The following is a 19443-nucleotide window of genomic DNA, read 5'->3' on the forward strand; positions in this document are numbered from 1 at the left end:
GCCGAAGCCGCTTATTCCGCCGCCGGTTCCTCGGCCGCAGCGGCGGCCTTGCCGCCCTCCAGACCCAGTTCCTGGATCTTGCGGGTGATGGTGTTGCGGCCGATGCCCAGGGCCTGGGCCGCCTCGATGCGGCGGCCGCCGGTGTGGGCCAGAGCGCGGGAGATGAGGATGCGCTCGAAGGTGTCGGAGAGCTTGCCGTGGATGTCCGGCACGCCCCGGGCCAGGAGCCGATCAGCCTCGGCCGCCAGGGCTTCCTCCCAGCCGCCGATGACGCCGGCGCCGCTGGCGGGGGAGGTTTCCCGCAGTTCCGGCGGCAGGTCCCCCACTTCCACCAGCTGGCCGGGAGCCATGACGGTGAGCCAATGGCAGAGGTTTTCCAGCTGCCGCACGTTGCCCTGGAAGTCGAGGGAGACGAGGAACTTCACTGCCCCGTCGGACAGGCGCTTGGGCTCCACCCCCAGCTCCTGGGCGCTCTTGGCGAGGAAGTGGCGGGCCAGCAGGGGAATGTCCTCACGCCGCTCGCGCAGGGCCGGCAGGCGGATACGGATAACGTTGAGGCGGTGGAACAGATCCTCCCGGAAGAGGCCGTCCTTGACCCGGGTTTCCAGGTTCTGGTGGGTGGCGGCGATGACCCGCACATTGGCCTTCAGCGGCTGGTGGCCGCCGACCCGGTAGTAGTGGCCGTCGGAGAGCACCCGCAGCAGGCGGGTCTGCAGTTCCGAGGGCATGTCGCCGATTTCGTCGAGGAACAGGGTGCCGCCCTCGGCCTGCTCGAAGCGGCCCCGGCGCTGGGTGGCGGCGCCGGTGAAGGCGCCCCGCTCATGGCCAAACAGTTCGGATTCGAGCAGGTCCTTGGGAATGGCCGCGGTGTTGATGGCGATGAAGGGCTTGTCCGCCCGGGGGCTGTGGCGATGCAGGGCCCGGGCCACCAGCTCCTTGCCGGAACCGGATTCGCCGGTGATGAGCACGGTGGCGTGGCTCATGGCCAGACGGCCGATGGCGCGGAAGACTTCCTGCATGGCCGGAGCCTGACCGAGAATCTCCGGACTGATGCTGGTTTCCTCGACCGCACCATCCTGGTGCATCGACTCATCCAGGGCCCGGCGGATCAGTTCCAGGGCCTGGTCCACGTCAAAGGGTTTGGGCAGGTATTCGAAGGCCCCGCCCTGGAAGGCGGCGACGGCGCTCTCCAGGTCCGAGTAGGCGGTCATGATGATGACCGGCAGGGAGGGGATGTGGGACTTCACGTGCTGCAGCAGCTCCAGGCCGGACTGGCCGGGCATGCGGATGTCCGAAAGCAGGACCTGGGGCACCTCTCCGGCATCCAGGGCGGCCAGGGCATCCACGGCGGAGGCGAAGCTCTTGTGGGCGATCTGTTCCCGGGCCAGGGCCTTTTCCAGGACCCAGCGGATGGAGCGGTCATCGTCGACAATCCAGACGGGTTTCATTGTGATCCCTTATTCGTTTTACGCTGTGGCGAAATGGTCCACAGCACCGAGCAATTACTTTGCCAGCTTGGCTGCCGGCCTCAGGCGTGTTCCAGGGGCAGGCGCACGATGAAGCAGGTGCGGCCCGGGCGGCTCTCGCATTCCACCGTGCCCTGGTGCTGCTGCACGAAGCTCTGGGCCAGGGTCAGGCCCAGGCCGGAACCACCGTCCCGGCCCGAGACCAGGGGGTAGAACATGCGCTCCCGGATGTCTTCGGGAATACCGGGGCCGTTGTCGATCACCTGCAGTTCCAGGGCCAGGCGGAAGCGCTTCTTGGCCAGGGTCACCTGGCGCACGGCCCGGGTGCGCAGCACGATCTCGCCCTTGCCTTCCATGGCCTGGGCGGCGTTGCGGGCGATGTTGAGGATGGCCTGGATCAGCTGCTCCCGGTCGCCGATGAGGTCCGGCAGGCTGGTGTCGTAGTCGCGGCGGATCTTCAGCTGGCCGGGGAATTCGGCCAGCAGCAGGCTGCGCACCCGTTCCAGGATTTCGTGGATGTTCACCGGCCCGGGCTGCATCGGCCGGTGGGGCGAAAGCAGGCGCTGCATCAGGTCCTGCAGGCGGTCCGCTTCCTTGATGATGACCTGGGTGTATTCCCGCAGGCTGGGGTTGTTCAGTTCGAATTCCAGCAGCTGGGCGGCGCCCCGGATGCCGCCGAGGGGATTCTTGATCTCGTGGGCCAGGTTGCGGATCAGCTCCCGGCTGGCCTGTTGCTGCTGCAGCAGGCGCTCTTCCCGGGAGGCGCGGATCTGCTGGTCGATGGGGCGCAGCTCCAGCAGCAGGCGGGCCTCCGGGGCATCCACCGGCGTCACGGTGCAGTTGATCTGCAGCACCTCGTCGTCTTCGCGGCGAATCTCGATGTTGTGGCCGGTATAGCTCCAGTCGTTGTCCAGGGCGCTGTCCATGGCCTTCTGCAGGCCGGCCGAGGCCTGGATGATGTCCAGCAGGGAGCGTCCCACCACCACCCGGCCGCTGGTGGCCAGCAGATTCTCCGCCGCCGGGTTCATGTGGCGGATGACGAGGCCATCACCCAGGAGGATGACAGCGGACGAAAGCAGGTCGAGGCCGCTGAAGGGGCCGGGATTCAGATTAGGCATGGCTGGTTGGATAGCAGGAAGCGTACCAGCCGCGGCGCTCAACGCAGATTGCCGATTTCCTTGCGGATGGCTTCGATGTTGCGCTCATGCAGTTGCACCTTGTCCTTGTAGGGCTGCACCCGCTCGGCCACCTTGGCGCCGTTGATGCCGCCGCCGACGTTGCGGTCGGTCGGCTGGATGTTGGCCTCCTGATTGGCCAGCTCCTTCTTGGCGGCCTCCAGGTTCTTCTGCTCGGCCGCCAGTTCCTGTTCCAGGATGGTGCGGCGGTCGTTGTCGCGGCTGCGCTGGGTTTCGCTGCCCACCTTGGGGAAATCCGAAGGCGAAGGCGTGCTGACCTTGGCCGGGGCCCGGCTGCCGCCGCTGGGAGCCGAGTTGGCGGGATCGGTGATGATGCGCTTGCAGCCCTTGCCGGGGGCATTGGCATAGGTGATGTGACCGGCGTCGTCGGTACATTTGAAGATGTCGGCCCGGACCGGGCCGACAAACCCCAGGGCCAGCAGGCTGGCCAGCAGGGAGGCACGGGAAAGCTTGGTATTCATTGCCGCTCCTTGAGTTCGGGGCAAGTGTATTGGATCGATAGGGCTTTTACAAATGCCTTTGCCATTGCTCCGGGCAAGCCCGGACACGGCGTCGGAGGCCACGCTCGGCGGCCTCGGGAGCAAAAAAAAGGGACGGCCGCGGCCGTCCCTTTTCTTGGTACTACAGCCGCTTAGCAGCTGTAGTACAGGTCGAATTCCACCGGGTGGGTGGTCATGCGCAGCTTGTTCACTTCTTCCATCTTCAGGTCGATGAAGGAATCGATCCAGTCGTTGGAGAAGACGCCGCCGCGGGTCAGGAACTCGCGGTCCTTGTCCAGGTTGGCCAGAGCTTCGTCCAGGCTGGCGCAAACGGTCGGGATCTTGGCATCTTCTTCGGGCGGCAGGTCGTACAGATTCTTGTCGGCAGCGTCGCCGGGGTGAATCTTGTTCTGGATGCCGTCCAGGCCAGCCATCAGCAGTGCAGCGAAGCACAGGTAGGGGTTGGCGATGGGATCGGGGAAGCGGGTTTCGATACGGCGGGCCTTGGTGGATTGCACGAAGGGCACGCGGATGGAAGCGGAACGGTTCTTGGCGGAGTAGGCCAGCTTCACCGGAGCTTCGTAGTGGGGCACCAGACGCTTGTAGGAGTTGGTACCGGGGTTGGTGATGGCGTTCAGGGCCTTGGCGTGCTTGATGATGCCGCCGATGTAGTACAGGGCGGTTTCGGACAGGCCGGCGTAGCCGTTGCCAGCGAACAGGTTCTGGCCATCCTTCCAGATGGACTGGTGCACGTGCATGCCGGAACCGTTGTCGCCAACGATGGGCTTGGGCATGAAGGTGGCGGTCTTGCCGTACTGGTGTGCCACGTTGTGCACGATGTACTTCAGGATCTGGGTCTGGTCGGCGCGACGCACCAGGGTGTTGAAGACGGTACCGATTTCGTTCTGGCCGGCGGTGGCGACTTCGTGGTGGTGCACTTCGACGGGCACGCCGCAGGCTTCCAGCAGCAGGCACATCTGGGCGCGCATGTCGTTGAAGGAATCAACGGGGGGCACGGGGAAGTAGCCGCCCTTGACCATGGGACGGTGGCCGGCGTTGCCGCCATCGAACTTCTCGGCGGTGGACCAGGCAGCCTCTTCGGAGAAGATCTTCACGTAGGTGCCGGACATGTCGGTCTTCCACTCCACGGAGTCGAAGATGAAGAATTCGGGTTCCGGACCGAAGAAGGCGGTGTCGCCGATGCCGGAGGACTTCAGGTAGGCTTCAGCGCGCTTGGCGATGGAGCGGGGGTCGCGGTCGTAGCCCTTGCCATCGGCCGGTTCCACCACGTCACAGGTCAGGATCAGGGTGGTTTCGTCGAAGAAGGGGTCGATGTAGGCAGTGTTGGGGTCCGGCATCAGCAGCATGTCGGAGGCCTGGATACCCTTCCAGCCAGCGATGGAGGAACCGTCGAAAGCGTGGCCGGATTCGAACTTGTCTTCGTCGAAGGCGCTGACGGGCACGCCCACGTGTTGCTCTTTACCGCGGGTGTCGGTGAAACGGAAATCGACGAACTTGACGTCGTTTTCCTTGACCATCTTCATGATGTCTTGGGGGGTAGCCATACGCTAAGTCTCCTAACTGAACAGGTACCGGCCGGACCGGCAAAATCAAATAATTCGGTGCGCGACTTTCATAGCAGGTTCCATGCCAGCACTTCGCGCCGAGTAGGCCATTGTGCCATAAGCAAACTTCCCGACCGGGACTTTTTTGACGCACGCAAACGGTGCATTTTACAGGCTAACGCACCATTCTGGTGCGTTCGTGTATATCAGCGCCCCAAAGCTGCTCGTCCCCCCTCGCGACAACTCCGGCGCCAGGAAACCTGGATGGCTCCGCCGGCAGCGGCATCTGACTTATACTTTTTCCATCAACCAGCAGAAGGACAAGCGCCATGGGCAAGATTTCCGACATTCTGACCCTGGCCCAGGAACGGGCCCGGCAACTGGGCCTGCCCTATGGCGGCGCCCTGACGCCCCGGGAGGCCTACGAACTGCTGCAGTCAGCGCCGGGAGCCAAGCTGGTGGATGTGCGCACCCACGCCGAGTGGGACTGGGTCGGCCGCATTCCCGGTGCCGTGGAAATCGAATGGATGCAGTATCCCGGCAACCAGCCCAATCCCCACTTCGCCGCCCAACTGGTGCATCAGGTGGATAAGGAGGCACTGGTGATGTTCATCTGCCGCAGCGGCGCCCGCTCCCACAAGGCCGCCGAAACGGCGGTGCAGGCCGGTTACACCGAGGTGTACAACGTCCTCGAAGGCTTCGAGGGCGACAAGGATGCCAACGGCCAGCGCAACAAGGTGGGCGGCTGGCGCCATGCCGGCCTGCCCTGGCAGCAGGGCTGAGGATCAGCCGAGCAGGTCCTTCAGCCCGGTGTAGATGGACAGCACCGTGGTGCCGATGGCCACCAGGGAGCTGGAAACCTCGTTGATGCGGGACACCGCCTTCTGCAGCTTTTCCATGCTGGGCGGGCCGCTCACCAGGCGCCGCGCCAGGGCCATCTTCCAGCCCCCCTGCCCTGCCGCCGACTCCGCCGCCAAGTCCGCCGGCAGCGCGGAGACACGGCGGGCCAGCAGGCGCCCCAGCAGCATGCCGGTGAGGTAGCTGAAACCGATGCTGGCGGCGTACTCGGCGAATTCACGCCACTCCACCCGCCCCTGGGGCAGCCAGGGCACCCCATCCACGTAGGCCACCAGACCACTCATGCCGAGCACCGCCAGGGCCGCCATGGCAAAGGCGGCAGCGCCGGCATGCCAGAGGGACCGCGGCCCCCGTTGCAGCAGCAGAAAACCGAAGGGCAGGGGAATGAGCAGGGAAACGATGCGCAGATATAGCGTGTCGAGATCGAAGGCCAGCACGATGAGGCCGTGGGCAAGCAGCAACAACAGCAGGGGCAGCCCCCAGTACAGCAGCCAGCTGCCCCGCCCGCAGCCGGAACCGCCGGTCGCCGCGCCGGGCATGGCCCCGGGCGGGCTGCCGCCTTCCAGCAGGCGAATCCGCTCCTGCAGGGCCGACAGTTCCGGTGCTGCCTCGCGGCTCTCCTGCAGCCGGGCCTCCAGGTCCGCAATGCGGGCCAGGAGCGGCTTGAACAGGTAGAGGTCGCGGCGGCAGACGGGACACACCAGGGCTTCCCGGGAAATGTCGGAGGTGCAGTAGGGGCACTTCATGGGATCACTTCACCACATTGAGCTGCAGCACGGTGGAGGACTGACGCCCCTCGCTGTCCTGCACGGTGACGCGGATCTGGTGCTCCCCCGGCGGCACTTCGGCGCCCGCCAGTTCGATACCGCCCGCACTCAAGCCGGTCTTGACCCGGGGCAGCAGGTCCACCGGGGTCGCCTTCAGGTAGGTGACGGAGACGCTGGCCGGATCGATCCGGGCGCCACCACGGGGTTCGAAGCTGACCTTCAGGTTGAAGGGGGATTTGACCGGGCCGGCCGCCGGGTCGGGGGACAGCATCTTCACCCCCGGGCCCCGGGTGATGCCGCGGGTGACCAGCCCCGCCGCCGCTGCCGGCAGACGGGCTTCCTCATCCTTGATCAGGGTCACCGCCGCGGCCGGGCCGCTGAGGAGGCCGAGCAAGGCCATCGTCGCAAAAAAACTCGTCACTCGCTGCATCGTCGCTCTCCTCTCAATCGCCCACCACCACGAAGGGGGCCCAAAACAGGGGATGGGCATAGCTGAACGCAGCCTTGCCCGTTTTCGCATCCACGCTGCCCGGCCCGGACAGAAGGGCCAGCATGGACTGGCGCAGGGCCTCAGCCTTGGCCAGCCCCGGCGTCTGCACCTGGCGGCGGAACAGGTCCGTCATGATGAGACGGGCCGCCACAGTTTCCACCGGCCAGTTGGAGACCAGCAGGGCCCGGGCGCCGGCGTAGAAAAAGGCCCGCCCCAGGCCGGATACGGCTTCGGCGCCACTGCCCTCCCCCGCTGCCGTATTGCAGGCGGAGAGTACCACCCAATCCGCATTCAGCTTCAGGCCGAGAATCTCGTCCAGGGTCAGCAGGCCGTCGCCCTTGCCGCCGCTGAGCTGGGGCGCCGTGAGGGCCAGGGCCGGCTGGGTCAGGCCATCCAGGTCGCCGGGCACCAGGCCGTGGGTGGCGAACATCACCACCCGCCGGTTGCTCAGGTCCGTCTCCAGGACGGAGCGTTCGCTGGCCCGGGTCTGCAGGTAGATGTCGTCATCCCGTTCGGCCCCCAGGACCCGGGCAATTTCCCGGATTTCGCTGCCCGTGTCGGGCAGGCGCGGCAGCAGGGCCAGCTCGGCCGAATCGACGCCGCCGGTGCGGGGCACGCTGCGCAGGTGCAGGGGCGCTCCCCGGGTGGCCATGCCCTTGGGGGGCAGCGCCGCCAGCCGGGCCTGCTCCTCGCTGAACAGGGGATCGCCGAAACCGATGAAGGGACGACGCCCGGAATCCCCCGGCTTGAGGGCCCGCAGGCTGCCCAGGGCCGTCACCGAGGGCAGCTGGGCGATGGCGACGCTACGGGCCAGCCAGGGCACCTCCTTGTAGGCGGCGAAAGGCAGCGGGCTGCGCCCCGGCGCCGGTACCGCTTCCGTCACCAGGACGGACAGGGGCAGCTGGCCCAGCTCGGCGTGGGGCACCGCCAGCAGGACCCGGGCGCCCTGCCAGGCCGGCAGCACGGGCTGCAGCAGTTGCACGTAGAGATCGTGGGCGGCGGCCACGTCGAAGGGGGGGATTTCCTCGATGCTGGTCACCCCCGGGTCCAGGGCGCGGCGCAGGCCGGCCACGGCCTCCGCCAGCCGGGCCCGCGACAGGGCGACGGGCGCCGAGCGGGCCTGGCCCTGGGCCGGCACCGCCCATACCTGACCGCCCTCCTCACCGAAGTACCAGGCCACCAGCACCTCCCCCGGGTGCAGCCGACGCCGCGCCTCCTCCAGGGTCACCGGCCGGGGATCCACCAGCTGGGCGTAATCGGGGAAACGGCGGGCGATGTCCTTACGATAGCTTTCCCGTTGCTGGCGCAGGGCATCCACATCGCTGCGGATCTTCTGCTGCACCTGGGGCAGCTGCTGGTCCGCGGCAGCCGACAGCAGCTGGGTCAGCAGGGTGTTGAGAGAATTGATGCGACGCTGGGCGTCCTGTTCCTTGCGCGCCAGCTCGGCCAGGGCCGGATCGTCGATGCGGGCCCGGGCGGCACTGGCGGTAAGGGCCCGCTGCACGCCACTGGAACGGGCAATGTCGGCCAGGCGGAAGGACTCGGCCACCACATCGAAGCCCTTGGGCAGGACCGGGCTGGAGGCGTCCAGGCGACCCAGCAGCTGCAGGTAGCTTTCCAGGATCAGCAGCAGGCGCTGCTGGCGTTTGCGGCTGCCGGTTTCCGCCTCGGCATCGTTGCGGGCCTGGTCCAGCAGGATCGGCACCGCCTGGGCAAAGGCCTGGAAGGCCTCCTCGGGGCGGCCGGCGGCGCCCAGGGTCATGGCCAGGAAGCCCCGCACTTCGGCACTGCGGGCACTGCCCTCGCCGTAGCGCTGGCGGGCCCAGTCGTACATGGCCCTGGCCATCTGCTCGGCCCGCGTCACATTGCCGGTACGCAGCAGGGCCAGCACCCAATCCAGGTCGGCGGCACCGGTCTTGGCCAGCAGCTCGGGGGAAGCGGCGATGCCGGCCCGCAGTTCCTCGAATACCTGGAGGGCCTCGCCGTAACGGCGCTGGGCCACCAACGCCGCCGCCAGGGCACGGCGGGCATCCGAAAGCAGGCGGGATTCTGGCACGGCGCCGGCCTCGAGGAAAGTGTCCAGGGCCGCCCGGGCCAGCAGGGAGGACTCCTCCAGGCGCCCCTCCTCGGCCAGGATGGAGGCCAGGATGCGCAGGCCCTGGCCCACATCGGTCGAATCCCGGCCGCCCCGCTCCAGGGAGTGGCGGATGGCCTGGCGGGCATAGATCTCGGCCTCCGCCGTCTTGCCCTGGGCCAGCAGGGTGGCCGCCAGGCTCCGTTCCAGCACCTCGGTGAAACGGCGGCTGCCATCCACGCTGCCGCCGTCGATGTTCCGCTCCTCCAGCCGGGGCAGTAGCGCCAGGTAGGCGTCGTTCTCCCGCAGGGCACGGCGGTAGGCCGCTTCGGCTTCAATGAAGCGGCCCTCGACACGGAACAGCTCACCCCGGGCCCGCTCGTAGTTAGCCACCCAGGAATGGCCGAAGTTGTCCCAGTTGCGGCTCTGCTTCATGCGGGTCAGGATGGCCTCCAGGTCCCGCAGCCGGGCCCGGGCGCTGTCGAAATCGCCGATCAGGGTGTACTGGTAGGCGGCCAGCTGGTTGGTCCCCGTCAGCTGGCCCTGGGAATTGGCCGGGGTGGCGCGGATGGCTTCCTCGGCGTAACGCACGGCCGCCAGCAGGTTGCCGCCGGAGGTCTCGGCGGAGGCCAGTTCCCGCAGGGCGCGGGAATAGCGGGCCGAACCGGCTTCGCCCAGGAGCCGGGCCTGGCCCAGGTCGGCGATCTGCTGCCGGACCCGGCCGATACGGCCGGCAGCCCGGGCCCGTTCCAGATAAAACTCGAACAGCACATTGCGGTCCGAGGTATCGGGTACCGGCTTTTCGGCTGCGGCGACGGCTTCGGCCGCCACCTTGGGGTCCGGCTTGTACTGGGCCAGCAGGCGGGTTACGTCCTGGATGGTGCGGGGCGGCGGCGCCAGCAGCAACTCCTCCGGCTCCAGCAACGCTTCCTCGCCGAACACCGGTGCAGCGCCCCCCGCCAGCAGCAGGCAAAGCAGCGAAAGGGGCCGGCCCCAGCGATGATAGAATTTCCGCTTTCCCAACATTGCTCCTCGCCCCCGGGCTCCCATTCCGTACGGGAACATACTAGCAAATGCAAGCCACCATTCAATTCGACCGTTTCAACCAGATGGCCGACGCCGACTGCCAGGAGCGCATCCGCGCCGCCCGGGCCAAGCTGGGCAAGAAGGCCGTCCTGCTCTGCCACCACTACCAGCGGGCCGACGTGTACCAGCACGCCGACCTCACCGGCGACTCCCTCAAGCTGTCCCGCCTGGCCTCCCAGACCGACGCCGAATACATCGTCTTCTGCGGCGTGCATTTCATGGCCGAGGTGGCGGACATCATGTCCAAGCCGGAACAGATCGCCATCCTGCCGGACCTGGCGGCCGGCTGTTCCATGGCCGACATGGCCAACCTGGCCAAGGTGGAGCGCTGCTGGCGCGAACTGAACGAAGTGCTGGGCAATGCGGAAAGCCTGGTGACCCCGGTCACCTACATCAACTCCGCTGCCGACCTGAAAGCCTTCTGCGGCGAACGGGGCGGCATCGTGTGCACCTCCTCCAACGCCGGCACCATCGCCAAGTGGGCCTTCGCCCAGCGGGAAAAGGTGTTGTTCTTCCCCGACCAGCACCTGGGCCGCTGGACCGGCCACAACATGGGCATCCCCATGGAGCAGATGGTGGTGTGGGACCCGGACCAGGAATACGGCGGCCTCACCCCCCAGCAGATCAAGGAGGCCAAGATCCTGCTGTGGAAGGGCCACTGTTCGGTGCACCAGATGTTCCAGCCGGCCCACATCCAGCGCTTCCGCCAGGAGCATCCGGACGGCCTGGTGATCTCCCATCCGGAATGCTGCTTCGACGTCTGCAAAGCCTCCAACTACGTGGGCTCCACCGAACACATCGTCAAGACCATCAAGGAAGCCGCCCCCAACACCCGCTGGCTGGTGGGCACCGAGCTGAATCTGGTGAACCGCCTGGCCGAGGAAGTGAAGGCGGAAGGCAAGATCGTCCAGTTCATGGCCCCCACGGTGTGCATGTGTTCCACCATGCAGCGCATCGACCCCCAGCACCTGGCCTGGACCCTGGAAAACCTGGCCGAGGGCAACGTGGTGAACCGCATCAGCGTGCCTGCCCACGAAGCCCCCATGGCCAAGCTGGCCCTGGACCGGATGCTGGCCATTTCCTGAGCCATGGCAGAAAGAAAAAAGGGCGTCCTCGGACGCCCTTTTTTTTGCCCCGCTGAATCAGAGACGGAAACGCGCCACGGCATCGTGCTGGGCCTCCGCCAACCGGGTCAGACTCACTGCCGTCTGGGCGACTTCCTGGATGGCCAGGTTGTTATCGCTGGAGACCCGGGCAATTTCGTCCACCTGATGAGTCACGTGGCGACTGTTTTCGGCCTGGGACCTGAGGGCTGATGAGATGGTCACGATCTCTTCGGTAATGGCCTCGGTGCCAGCCTTGATTTCCAGCATGGTGGCCGCTGCCTGTTGCACCAGGCCCACGCCGTCCTTGGCTTTCTCGGAGCCAAGCAGCATGGATTCCACCGCCCGGCTCGTGCCGGTCTGCACTGCGGTAATCATGGCCGTGATTTCGTGGGTGGATTGACTGGTGCGCTCCGCCAGCTTTCGCACCTCATCGGCCACCACGGCAAAGCCCCGCCCCGTTTCCCCCGCCCGGGCCGCTTCAATCGCCGCGTTGAGCGCCAGCAGGTTGGTCTGGTCGGCAATTTCCTTGATTACATTGACGATGTCAGAGATGCGCCGGGACTGGTCGCCCAAGGACTGGATGGTGTCCGATGTTTCTCCCACCCGGCGCGCCACTTCCGCCACCTCTTCCGCGGTGCGGGTCACCGCGGCGCTGCCCTGCGCCGACGTATTGCCTGCCTCATGCACCATGGTTTCCGAACGATTGGCGCTCTCAGCCATGGCTGCGATCTGCTCGGTCAGGGCAGAAACTGCACCGGCAATGTTCTGGGCCGACTGGGACTGATCCTGAGTGCGGGCCGAAACCTGCTCCGCCGACACGGACAGTTGCTGGGATGCGCTGAAAATATGGTCGGCACTCTCGCCCAGATGGGCAATCAGTTCCCGCAGCCGCAACTGCATGGTCTGCAGGGCCGACATCAACTCGCCGACCTCACCGCCCCCATCCACCGTGACCGGGGTACGCAAGTCGCCCTGGGCCACCCGGGTGGCCACCTCGGCAGCCTGGCGGATGCGCTTGATCAACCCCCTGCTGATGACCAAGGCCAGCGCCCCTCCGCCCAGCAAGGCCAGGCCAAGCACCAGGACCAGCCCGAAGCCGGCGCGGGAAATGGCCCGATCGGCCTGTTGCTCCTGGGTGGCATTGCTACGGTTGGCCATCTCCACCACCCGGTCCACGGCCTGCCGATGGGCCTCGTAACTCGTCCGCAAAGTTTTCAGGTCGCCGCGTAGCGCGGCATTGTCTCCCGCCTTCAAGTGGGGCAGGAAGCGCTCGTTCACCAGCTGAAAGAACTGCTCCGCTGGCCGATGCGCTTGGGTCAGCAACTGTTCCCGGATATCGGAGGCCAGCGGTTCCCCCTGCCAGAAAGTGCGGCGGCTGGCGTACTCCTTTTCAAGGTTGTGGAGGCGGGCGATCAGGGACTCGCGCTCGGCAGCCTGTTCCGAATCGGCCAGCTGCAGCACCACCAGATAGGACTCGATAATGTAGCTGGGGGGCGGCAGAACATCGGCCACAAGGTCCTTGCCGCGGACGATATCGCGGTAGATCGGGCCATTGACTTCCACCTGCCCTAGGGTACGGAAGGACCAGGCGCCGAAAACCAGCATGCCGAGCACCAGCACTCCCAGCATGATGGCAATCTGGGTGCGAACTCGGAAATGGGAGATATCCATGTTGGGCATCGGGTTTATTTGATTGAGCGCGCATCTTACCGACCGGCCCAGGGCGCCAGAACTAGGGCGTTACCTAGTTCGTGCATAAGGGCGTGGTAACCTCCGACTATCGAAAATGGACGGAATCACCTCCCCATCGCCATGCCCGCGCCCACGTTGCATATCACCACCTACAACATCCACAAGGGCTTTTCCCAGTTCAACCGCCGCATGATGGTGCACGAGCTGCGGGAACGCCTGCGGGCCCTGGGTCCGGACCTGGTCTTCCTGCAGGAGGTGCAGGGGCTGCACCTGGGCCATGCGGAACAGCACGAGCACTGGCCGGAGGAACCCCAGCACGAATTCCTCGCCGAGGACGTGTGGCCCGACGCCGCCTACGGCCGCAACATGGTCTATGACCACGGCCACCACGGCAACGCCATCCTCTCCCGCTTTCCCATCCTCTCCAGCCACAACCAGGACGTCACCCATCTGCGCTTCGAGCGCCGCGGCCTGCTCCATTGCGAAGTCCGGGTGCCGGGCTGGGAGCACCACCTACATTGCGTCTGCGTGCACCTGTCCCTGATCGGCCGCAGCCGGCGGCGGCAGATGGACGCCCTGGCCCAGCGCCTGGAGGGTCTGGTGCCCGAGGATGCCCCCCTCATCATCGCCGGCGATTTCAACGACTGGCGCAACCGGGCCGACGGCCTGCTGGCCGAGCGCCTGGGCCTGACCGAGGTCTTCCACGGCGCCCGGGGCCGCCCGGTGCGCAGCTATCCGGCCGGCCTGCCTTTGTTCCGCCTGGACCGCATCTACGCCCGGGGCTTTGCCGTCAGCGCCACCCAGGTCCATTTCGGCCGTCCCTGGTCGCGCATCTCGGACCACGCGGCCCTCTCCGCCCACCTCACCCCCGTCTAGGCACCATGGACGCGGCCTACCTGCCAGGCAACCGGGTCACCCTGCTCAACAGCGGCGACGAGTTCTTCCCCGCCCTGCTGGCCGCCATCGACGGGGCGGAGCGGGAGGTGCATCTGGAGACCTACATCTTCGAGGCCGACGAGACCGGCCAGGCCGTCGCCTCCGCCCTCTGCCGGGCCGCCCGGCGCGGCCTCAAGGTGCGGGTCCTGGCCGACGGCTTCGGCGCCCGGGACTTTCCCCGGACCCTGATGCCGGCCCTGGTGGCCGATGGCGTGCAGGTCCTCATCTACCGCCCGGAACTGCCCGACCTGGGCCTGCGACGGCATCGCCTGCGCCGCCTGCACCGCAAGATCACCGTGGTGGACGGCCGCCTGGCCTTCGTCGGCGGCATCAACATCATCGACGACCGCAACACGCCGCACCAGATTCCGCCCCGCTTCGATTACGCCGTCTGCGTCGAGGGCCCGTTGCTGGAACCGATCCAGCGCTCGGTGCGGCATGTCTGGGAAATCGTCGTCTGGGCCAGTTTCCGCCACCGCTTCCGCCTGCCGCCGCCGGCCCCGGCCTGTTGCCAGCCGGTTGGCAACCAGACGGCCGCCTTCGTGGTGCGGGACAACATCCGCCACCGGCGCGACATCGAGGATGCCTACCTGCAGGCCATCGCTGCAGCCCGGGAGGAAGTGATCCTGGCCAACGCCTATTTCCTGCCGGGGCGCCGCTTCAAGGAAGCCCTGCGGGAAGCCGCCGCCCGGGGCGTGCGCGTCACCATCCTGCTGCAGGGGCGGGTGGAATACCGGCTGCTGCACTACGCCAGCCAGGCCCTCTACGGCAGCCTGCTGGAGGCCGGCATCCGCATCGTCGAATACCACCGCAGCTTCCTCCACGCCAAGGTGGCGGTGGTGGACCGGGACTGGGCCACCGTGGGCTCCAGCAACATCGATCCCTTCTCCCTGCTGCTGGCCCGGGAGGCCAATGTGGTGGTGCGGGACGCCACCTTCACCTCCCAGTTGCGGAGCAGCCTGCAGCAGGCCATGGCCGAGGGCGGACGGGAGCTGCTGCCGGGACGCTGGCGCCGCATTCCCTGGCATTCCCGCTGGCTGCGGCGCCTGGCCTATTCCCTGGTGCGGCTGATGATCGGATTGGCGGGCTACGGCGCCAGGCACTGAGGGCCTGGGAGCCAGCAGGCAAGCCCTATTCCAGGCTGACGGCCCGGCAACGGGGAACCAGCGCCAGGTTCCAGTGGGCCACTGCCCAGGCCCATACCTCGTCCCGGCTGGCGGCACGCAGGGCCGGAGGCGGCCGCTGGCCAAGGAACTCCAGGGCATCCACCAGGGCCGGCACCGGCCGGCCGTCGTCCAGGGCCGGTGCCCGGGTCTGCTTGGACAGCTTCTCGCCCCGGGCATTGGTGGCCAGGGGCAGATGCACGTAGGCCGGCGTCGGCACGCCCAGGCACTGCTGCAGCCAGATCTGGCGCGGCGTCGAATCCAGCAGGTCGGCCCCGCGCACCACATGGGTGACGCCCTGGAAGGCATCGTCCACCACCACCGCCAGCTGGTAGGCGTACTGGCCGTCGGCCCGCAGCAGGACGATGTCCCCCACGTCCCGCTCCAGGTTGTGCCCCACCCGGCCCAGCAGGCCGTCCTCGAAGCTCACCTCCCGGTCCGGCAGACGCAGGCGCCAGGCCCGGGGCGACTGCCCGGGCTGCAAACCGCCGCGGCAGGTGCCGGCATAGCGGGGGGCGCCGTCGATGGATCGGCCGCCGTGGCCCTCGGCGATCTCCTTGCGCGAACAGGCGCAGGGATAGGCCTGCCCCGCCGCCTGCAGGCGGGCCAGGGCGGCGGCATAGGCCTCGTGGCGCTGGCTCTGCCACAGCACCGGGCCGTCCCAGACGAAGCCGTAGGCTTCCAGGCTGCGCAGGATGGCATCCGCTGCGCCCGGCACCGTGCGCGGCCCATCCACATCCTCCATGCGCACCAGCCACTCGCCCTGGCGGCAACGGGCCTCCAGGCAACTGCCGAGGGCAGCCACCAGGGAACCGAAATGCAGGGGGCCGGAGGGCGAGGGGGCAAAACGGCCGCGATAGGCCGAAGGGGAGCGGGTCATGGGCCGGAGTTTACCGGATCGGCACCAAGAAAAAGCCGGCCCGCTCTGACGAGGGGGCCGGCCGGCATGGGGCGGAAGGAAATCAGACGTTGAACAGGAAGTTCATGACGTCGCCGTCCTGCACCACGTATTCCTTGCCTTCGGAGCGCATCTTGCCGGCTTCCTTGGCGCCCTGCTCGCCCTTGAAGGCGATGAAGTCGGCGTAGGCGATGGTCTGGGCCCGGATGAAGCCCTTCTCGAAGTCGGTGTGGATGACGCCGGCGGCCTGGGGCGCGGTATCGCCCTTGTGGATGGTCCAGGCGCGCACTTCCTTGACCCCGGCGGTGAAGTAGGTCTGCAGACCGAGCAGGTCGTAGCCGGCGCGGATGAGACGGTTGAGGCCCGGCTCCTCCAGGCCCAGGTCGGCCAGGAAGGCCTGCTTGTCCTCGTCTTCCAGGTCGGCCAGTTCTTCCTCGATCTTGGCGCACACGGCCACCACGGGAGCACCTTCCTTGGCGGCATGTTCGCGCAGGCGGTCCAGGTGGGGATTGTTCTCGAAGCCGTCTTCCATGACGTTGCCCACGTACATGGCGGGCTTCACGGTAAGCAGACAGAGGGGCTTGACGATGAGCTTGTCGTCGTCGGACAGGCCGGCGGTGCGGGCGGGCTTGCCTTCGTTGAGGTGGGGCAGCAGCTTTTCCAGCACGGCCACCAGCTTCTGGGCTTCCTTGTCGCCGGACTTGGCCTTCTTGCCGTCCCGGGCGATGGTGCGCTCCACCACGGCCAGGTCAGCCAGGGCCAGCTCGGTGATGATGGTCTCGATGTCGGCGATGGGATCCACCTTGCCGGAGACATGCACCACATTGGGGTCGTCGAAACAGCGCACCACGTTCACGATGGCATCGGTTTCCCGGATGTTGGCCAGGAATTGGTTGCCCAGGCCCTCGCCCTTGGAGGCGCCAGCCACCAGGCCGGCAATGTCCACGAACTCGACGATGGCCGGCTGCATGCGCTGGGGTTTGACGATCTCGGCCAGGGCCGCCATGCGGGGATCGGGCACTTCAACGATGCCCACATTGGGCTCGATGGTGCAGAAGGGGTAGTTGGCCGCTTCGATGCCCGCCTTGGTCAGGGCATTGAAGAGGGTGGATTTGCCGACGTTGGGCAGACCAACGATGCCGCATTTCAAGCTCATGGTGTTTTCCTTGCTAAACGGTTTTGCCGTGTAACTGTTGTTGGGCGGCGGCGAAATCGCCGGCGGCGATGCGGGGCCAGGCCAGCAGGCAGCGGTCGATGGCTTTGTCGATTTCCGTCTGCTCCTCGGCCCGGGGGCGATGCAGGACGAAATCGACGACTTCCTGCTTCAGGTTGAGGCTGCGGGGGTGGCCGATCCCCAGGCGCAGGCGCCAGAAATTGGGACTGCCGAGCTGGGCCTGGATGTCCTTGAGGCCGTTGTGGCCGCCGTTGCCGCCGCCCTGCTTGAGGCGGATGGCACCGGGCATCAGGTCCAGTTCGTCATGCACCACCAGCACCTCTTCCGGTTCGATCTTGTAGAAGCGGGCCAGGGCCGCCACCGCATGGCCGGAACGGTTCATGAAGGTGGTGGGCTGCAGCAGCCAGGTGTCACCGGCCCGGGCGGCCAGGCCGAGGAACTTGCTCTGGGGCGCCAGGCTGACCTTGAGGTCCCGGGCCAGGCGGTCCACCAGCCAGAAGCCCGCATTGTGCCGGGTATCTTCGTATTCCGCGCCGGGGTTGCCCAGGCCAACGATGAGACGGGGAGCGTTCACTGGAAAGACTCAAAAAATAAAGCCGCCGCGAGGGCTGAGCCCGGCGGCGGCTTCTTGCACGGTCAGACCGGAAGATTAAGCAGCAGGAGCCGCTTCTTCGGCTGCGGCAGCGCCGCGCACGGTCATGATGGTGGCGACCACGGGGTTGTCCTGGCCGTGCTGCACCAGAGCCACGCCCTTGGGCAGCTTGACGTCGGCGATGTGGATGGAGTGGCCAGCAGCCAGGTCCTTCAGGTCCACTTCGATGAACTCGGGCAGGTCGGCAGCCAGGCAGGTCACTTCCACTTCGTTCAGCACGTGGGAGACGATGCCGCCGCCCAGCTTGACGCCGGGAGCAATGTCAGCGTTCACGAAGTGCAGGGGCACCTTGGTGTGCAGCTTCTGGTTGGGATCGACGCGCTGGAAGTCCACGTGCAGCACGATGGCCTTGTAGGGGTGAGCCTGGTAGTCGCGCAGCAGAACGGATTCCTTCTTGCCGTCGATGTTCAGGTTGATCAGGGAAGAGTGGAATGCTTCCTTGCGCAGAGCCAGGTAGATGGCGTTGTGGTCCACCTCGATGGAGATGGGGGCAGCGGTACCACCGTAGACGATGCCCGGGACCTTGCCGGCACGACGCAGGCGGCGGCTCGCTCCGGTGCCCTGGTCGTTGCGCTTATCGGCGTTGAATTCAAAGATCATGATGACTCCAAAGTAAAGACCCCGACCGCGACCAGCCGGGGGGTTGAGAAAACTTATTCGATGAACAGGGAGGACACGGAGTCCTCGTTGCTGATGCGCCGGATGGTCTCGGCCAGCAGTTCGGCCACGGACAGCTGGCGGATGCGGGAACAGGCCATGGCATCGTCGCGCAGCGGAATGGTGTCGGTCACCACCAGTTCGTCCAGGTCGGAGGAATTGACCCGCTCCACGGCGGCGCCGGACAGCACCGGGTGGGTGCAGTAGGCCACTACCTTCTGGGCGCCGTTGGCCTTGAGGGCGGAGGCGGCCTTGCACAGGGTGCCGGCGGTGTCGACGATGTCGTCCATGATGATGCAGGTGCGGCCGTCCACTTCGCCGATGATGTTCATCACCTCGGAGACGTTGGCCTTGGGACGACGCTTGTCGATGATGGCCAGGTCGCACTCCAGGCGCTTGGCCAGGGAACGGGCGCGGACCACGCCGCCGTGGTCGGGGGAGACCACCAGCAGGTTTTCGTGGTTCTGCTTCTGAATGTCTTCCAGCAGGATCGGCAGGGCGTAGACGTTATCCACCGGGATATCGAAGAAGCCCTGGATCTGCTCGGCATGCAGGTCCATGGTGAGGACCCGGTCCACGCCGGCGGCGGTCAGCAGGTCGGCCACCAGCTTGGCGGCGATGGGCACCCGGGAAGAACGGGAGCGGCGATCCTGGCGGGCGTAGCCGAAATAGGGAATGGCGGCGGTGATGCGACCGGCGGAGGCGCGCTTCAGCGCATCCACCATCACCAGCAGTTCCATCAGGGTATCGTTGGAGGGGGCGCAGGTGGACTGCAGGATGAAGACGTCGTGACCACGCACGTGCTCTTCGATTTCCACACTCACTTCCCCGTCGGAGAAGCGGCCTACGCTGGCACGTCCCAGGGGACGGCGGCCCAGGCGGGAAACCACGTCGGCAGCCAACTTGGGATTAGCGTTGCCGGTAAAGACCATCAGGCTATTGAAAGCCATAGGGGCGCCCCCAGAAATGCAATACGGGCAGGTATGTACCTGCCCGTTGTCTCGGAATTATTGGCTGGGGAGGAAGGATTCGAACCTTCGCATGCCGGAATCAAAATCCGGTGCCTTAACCAACTTGGCGACTCCCCAGTAACCGGTTTGGCGCTGCCGGACATCAGAACTGCTGCCGCCAGCGACTGGAAATCTGTGCCTGTCCCGCAACCTGCGTTGCGCTGCGTGACTAGC

General features: G+C 66.6%; 17 protein-coding genes and 1 tRNA gene. 4 read left to right on the forward strand and 14 right to left on the reverse strand.

Features of this window, described 5'->3' with window-relative positions; translation table 11 throughout:
* Nucleotides 1–11: 11 nt before the first annotated feature.
* From ntrC to glnA, 4 genes are all read right to left on the reverse strand, one after another.
* Nucleotides 12–1448, reverse strand: coding sequence for a nitrogen regulation protein NR(I) (ntrC, locus tag AZSP09_RS10780; protein ID WP_014236154.1), 1437 nt, complete (start codon nucleotides 1446–1448; stop codon nucleotides 12–14).
* A gap of 80 nt (nucleotides 1449–1528) precedes the next feature.
* The gene (glnL, locus tag AZSP09_RS10785; protein ID WP_152090032.1) at nucleotides 1529–2584 is read right to left on the reverse strand and encodes a nitrogen regulation protein NR(II); all 1056 of its coding nucleotides are present in this window, start codon (nucleotides 2582–2584) and stop codon (nucleotides 1529–1531) included.
* A 38-nt stretch (nucleotides 2585–2622) separates the two neighbouring features.
* Nucleotides 2623–3123, reverse strand: a complete 501-nt coding sequence (locus AZSP09_RS10790; RefSeq protein WP_152090033.1) for a DUF4124 domain-containing protein — start codon at nucleotides 3121–3123, stop codon at nucleotides 2623–2625.
* Nucleotides 3124–3293: 170 nt separating this feature from the next.
* Nucleotides 3294–4706: a glutamate--ammonia ligase gene (gene glnA, locus AZSP09_RS10795; protein WP_014236151.1), complete on the reverse strand. Its 1413-nt coding sequence runs from the start codon at nucleotides 4704–4706 to the stop codon at nucleotides 3294–3296.
* 329 nt (nucleotides 4707–5035) lie between these two features.
* Here glnA and AZSP09_RS10800 point away from each other — a divergent pair, with 329 nt between their 5' ends.
* Nucleotides 5036–5488 (forward strand): rhodanese-like domain-containing protein, encoded by a 453-nt coding sequence (locus tag AZSP09_RS10800; protein ID WP_014236150.1) that lies wholly within the window; start codon nucleotides 5036–5038, stop codon nucleotides 5486–5488.
* Between the two features lie 3 nt (nucleotides 5489–5491).
* Here the strand turns inward: AZSP09_RS10800 and AZSP09_RS10805 are convergent, their stop codons facing one another.
* The 3 genes from AZSP09_RS10805 to AZSP09_RS10815 are packed head-to-tail and all read right to left on the reverse strand — an operon-like array spanning nucleotide 5492 to nucleotide 9918.
* A complete protein-coding gene (locus tag AZSP09_RS10805) occupies nucleotides 5492–6310 on the reverse strand; it encodes a hypothetical protein (RefSeq protein ID WP_152090034.1) in 819 nt (272 codons plus the stop codon).
* A gap of 4 nt (nucleotides 6311–6314) precedes the next feature.
* Entirely contained in the window at nucleotides 6315–6761 is a 447-nt protein-coding gene (locus AZSP09_RS10810) for a hypothetical protein (protein ID WP_152090035.1), read from the reverse strand.
* Nucleotides 6762–6774: 13 nt separating this feature from the next.
* The gene (locus AZSP09_RS10815) at nucleotides 6775–9918 is read right to left on the reverse strand and encodes a CHAT domain-containing protein (RefSeq protein WP_152090036.1); all 3144 of its coding nucleotides are present in this window, start codon (nucleotides 9916–9918) and stop codon (nucleotides 6775–6777) included.
* A gap of 50 nt (nucleotides 9919–9968) precedes the next feature.
* On the opposite strand from AZSP09_RS10815, the gene nadA reads away from it, so the two are divergent.
* Nucleotides 9969–11066 (forward strand): quinolinate synthase NadA, encoded by a 1098-nt coding sequence (gene nadA, locus AZSP09_RS10820; protein ID WP_152090037.1) that lies wholly within the window; start codon nucleotides 9969–9971, stop codon nucleotides 11064–11066.
* 57 nt (nucleotides 11067–11123) lie between these two features.
* On the opposite strand, the gene AZSP09_RS10825 is transcribed toward nadA, so the two are convergent.
* A complete protein-coding gene (locus tag AZSP09_RS10825; RefSeq protein ID WP_172974746.1) occupies nucleotides 11124–12758 on the reverse strand; it encodes a methyl-accepting chemotaxis protein in 1635 nt (544 codons plus the stop codon).
* Between the two features lie 141 nt (nucleotides 12759–12899).
* On the opposite strand from AZSP09_RS10825, the gene AZSP09_RS10830 reads away from it, so the two are divergent.
* Nucleotides 12900–13655, forward strand: a complete 756-nt coding sequence (locus tag AZSP09_RS10830) for an endonuclease/exonuclease/phosphatase family protein (protein WP_152090039.1) — start codon at nucleotides 12900–12902, stop codon at nucleotides 13653–13655.
* A gap of 5 nt (nucleotides 13656–13660) precedes the next feature.
* Complete coding sequence (gene clsB, locus AZSP09_RS10835) at nucleotides 13661–14821, forward strand: cardiolipin synthase ClsB (RefSeq protein WP_152090040.1); 1161 nt, start codon at nucleotides 13661–13663, stop codon at nucleotides 14819–14821.
* Between the two features lie 25 nt (nucleotides 14822–14846).
* Here clsB and gluQRS read toward each other — a convergent pair whose 3' ends face one another.
* From gluQRS to AZSP09_RS10865, 6 genes are all read right to left on the reverse strand, one after another.
* On the reverse strand, nucleotides 14847–15758 hold the full coding sequence (gene gluQRS / locus AZSP09_RS10840) for a tRNA glutamyl-Q(34) synthetase GluQRS (protein WP_152090041.1): 912 nt from the start codon (nucleotides 15756–15758) through the stop codon (nucleotides 14847–14849).
* 82 nt (nucleotides 15759–15840) lie between these two features.
* Nucleotides 15841–16932: a redox-regulated ATPase YchF gene (ychF, locus tag AZSP09_RS10845; RefSeq protein WP_014236142.1), complete on the reverse strand. Its 1092-nt coding sequence runs from the start codon at nucleotides 16930–16932 to the stop codon at nucleotides 15841–15843.
* A 13-nt stretch (nucleotides 16933–16945) separates the two neighbouring features.
* Nucleotides 16946–17524, reverse strand: a complete 579-nt coding sequence (pth, locus tag AZSP09_RS10850) for an aminoacyl-tRNA hydrolase (RefSeq protein WP_014236141.1) — start codon at nucleotides 17522–17524, stop codon at nucleotides 16946–16948.
* A 75-nt stretch (nucleotides 17525–17599) separates the two neighbouring features.
* Nucleotides 17600–18202, reverse strand: coding sequence for a 50S ribosomal protein L25/general stress protein Ctc (locus tag AZSP09_RS10855; protein ID WP_014236140.1), 603 nt, complete (start codon nucleotides 18200–18202; stop codon nucleotides 17600–17602).
* A 53-nt stretch (nucleotides 18203–18255) separates the two neighbouring features.
* Entirely contained in the window at nucleotides 18256–19209 is a 954-nt protein-coding gene (locus AZSP09_RS10860; protein WP_014236139.1) for a ribose-phosphate pyrophosphokinase, read from the reverse strand.
* A gap of 61 nt (nucleotides 19210–19270) precedes the next feature.
* Nucleotides 19271–19347 (reverse strand) — tRNA-Gln (locus AZSP09_RS10865).
* Nucleotides 19348–19443: the final 96 nt, after the last annotated feature.

Origin of the sequence: Azospira sp. I09, assembly GCF_009177135.1 — a bacterium.
Lineage (GTDB): Bacteria > Pseudomonadota > Gammaproteobacteria > Burkholderiales > Rhodocyclaceae > Azospira > Azospira oryzae.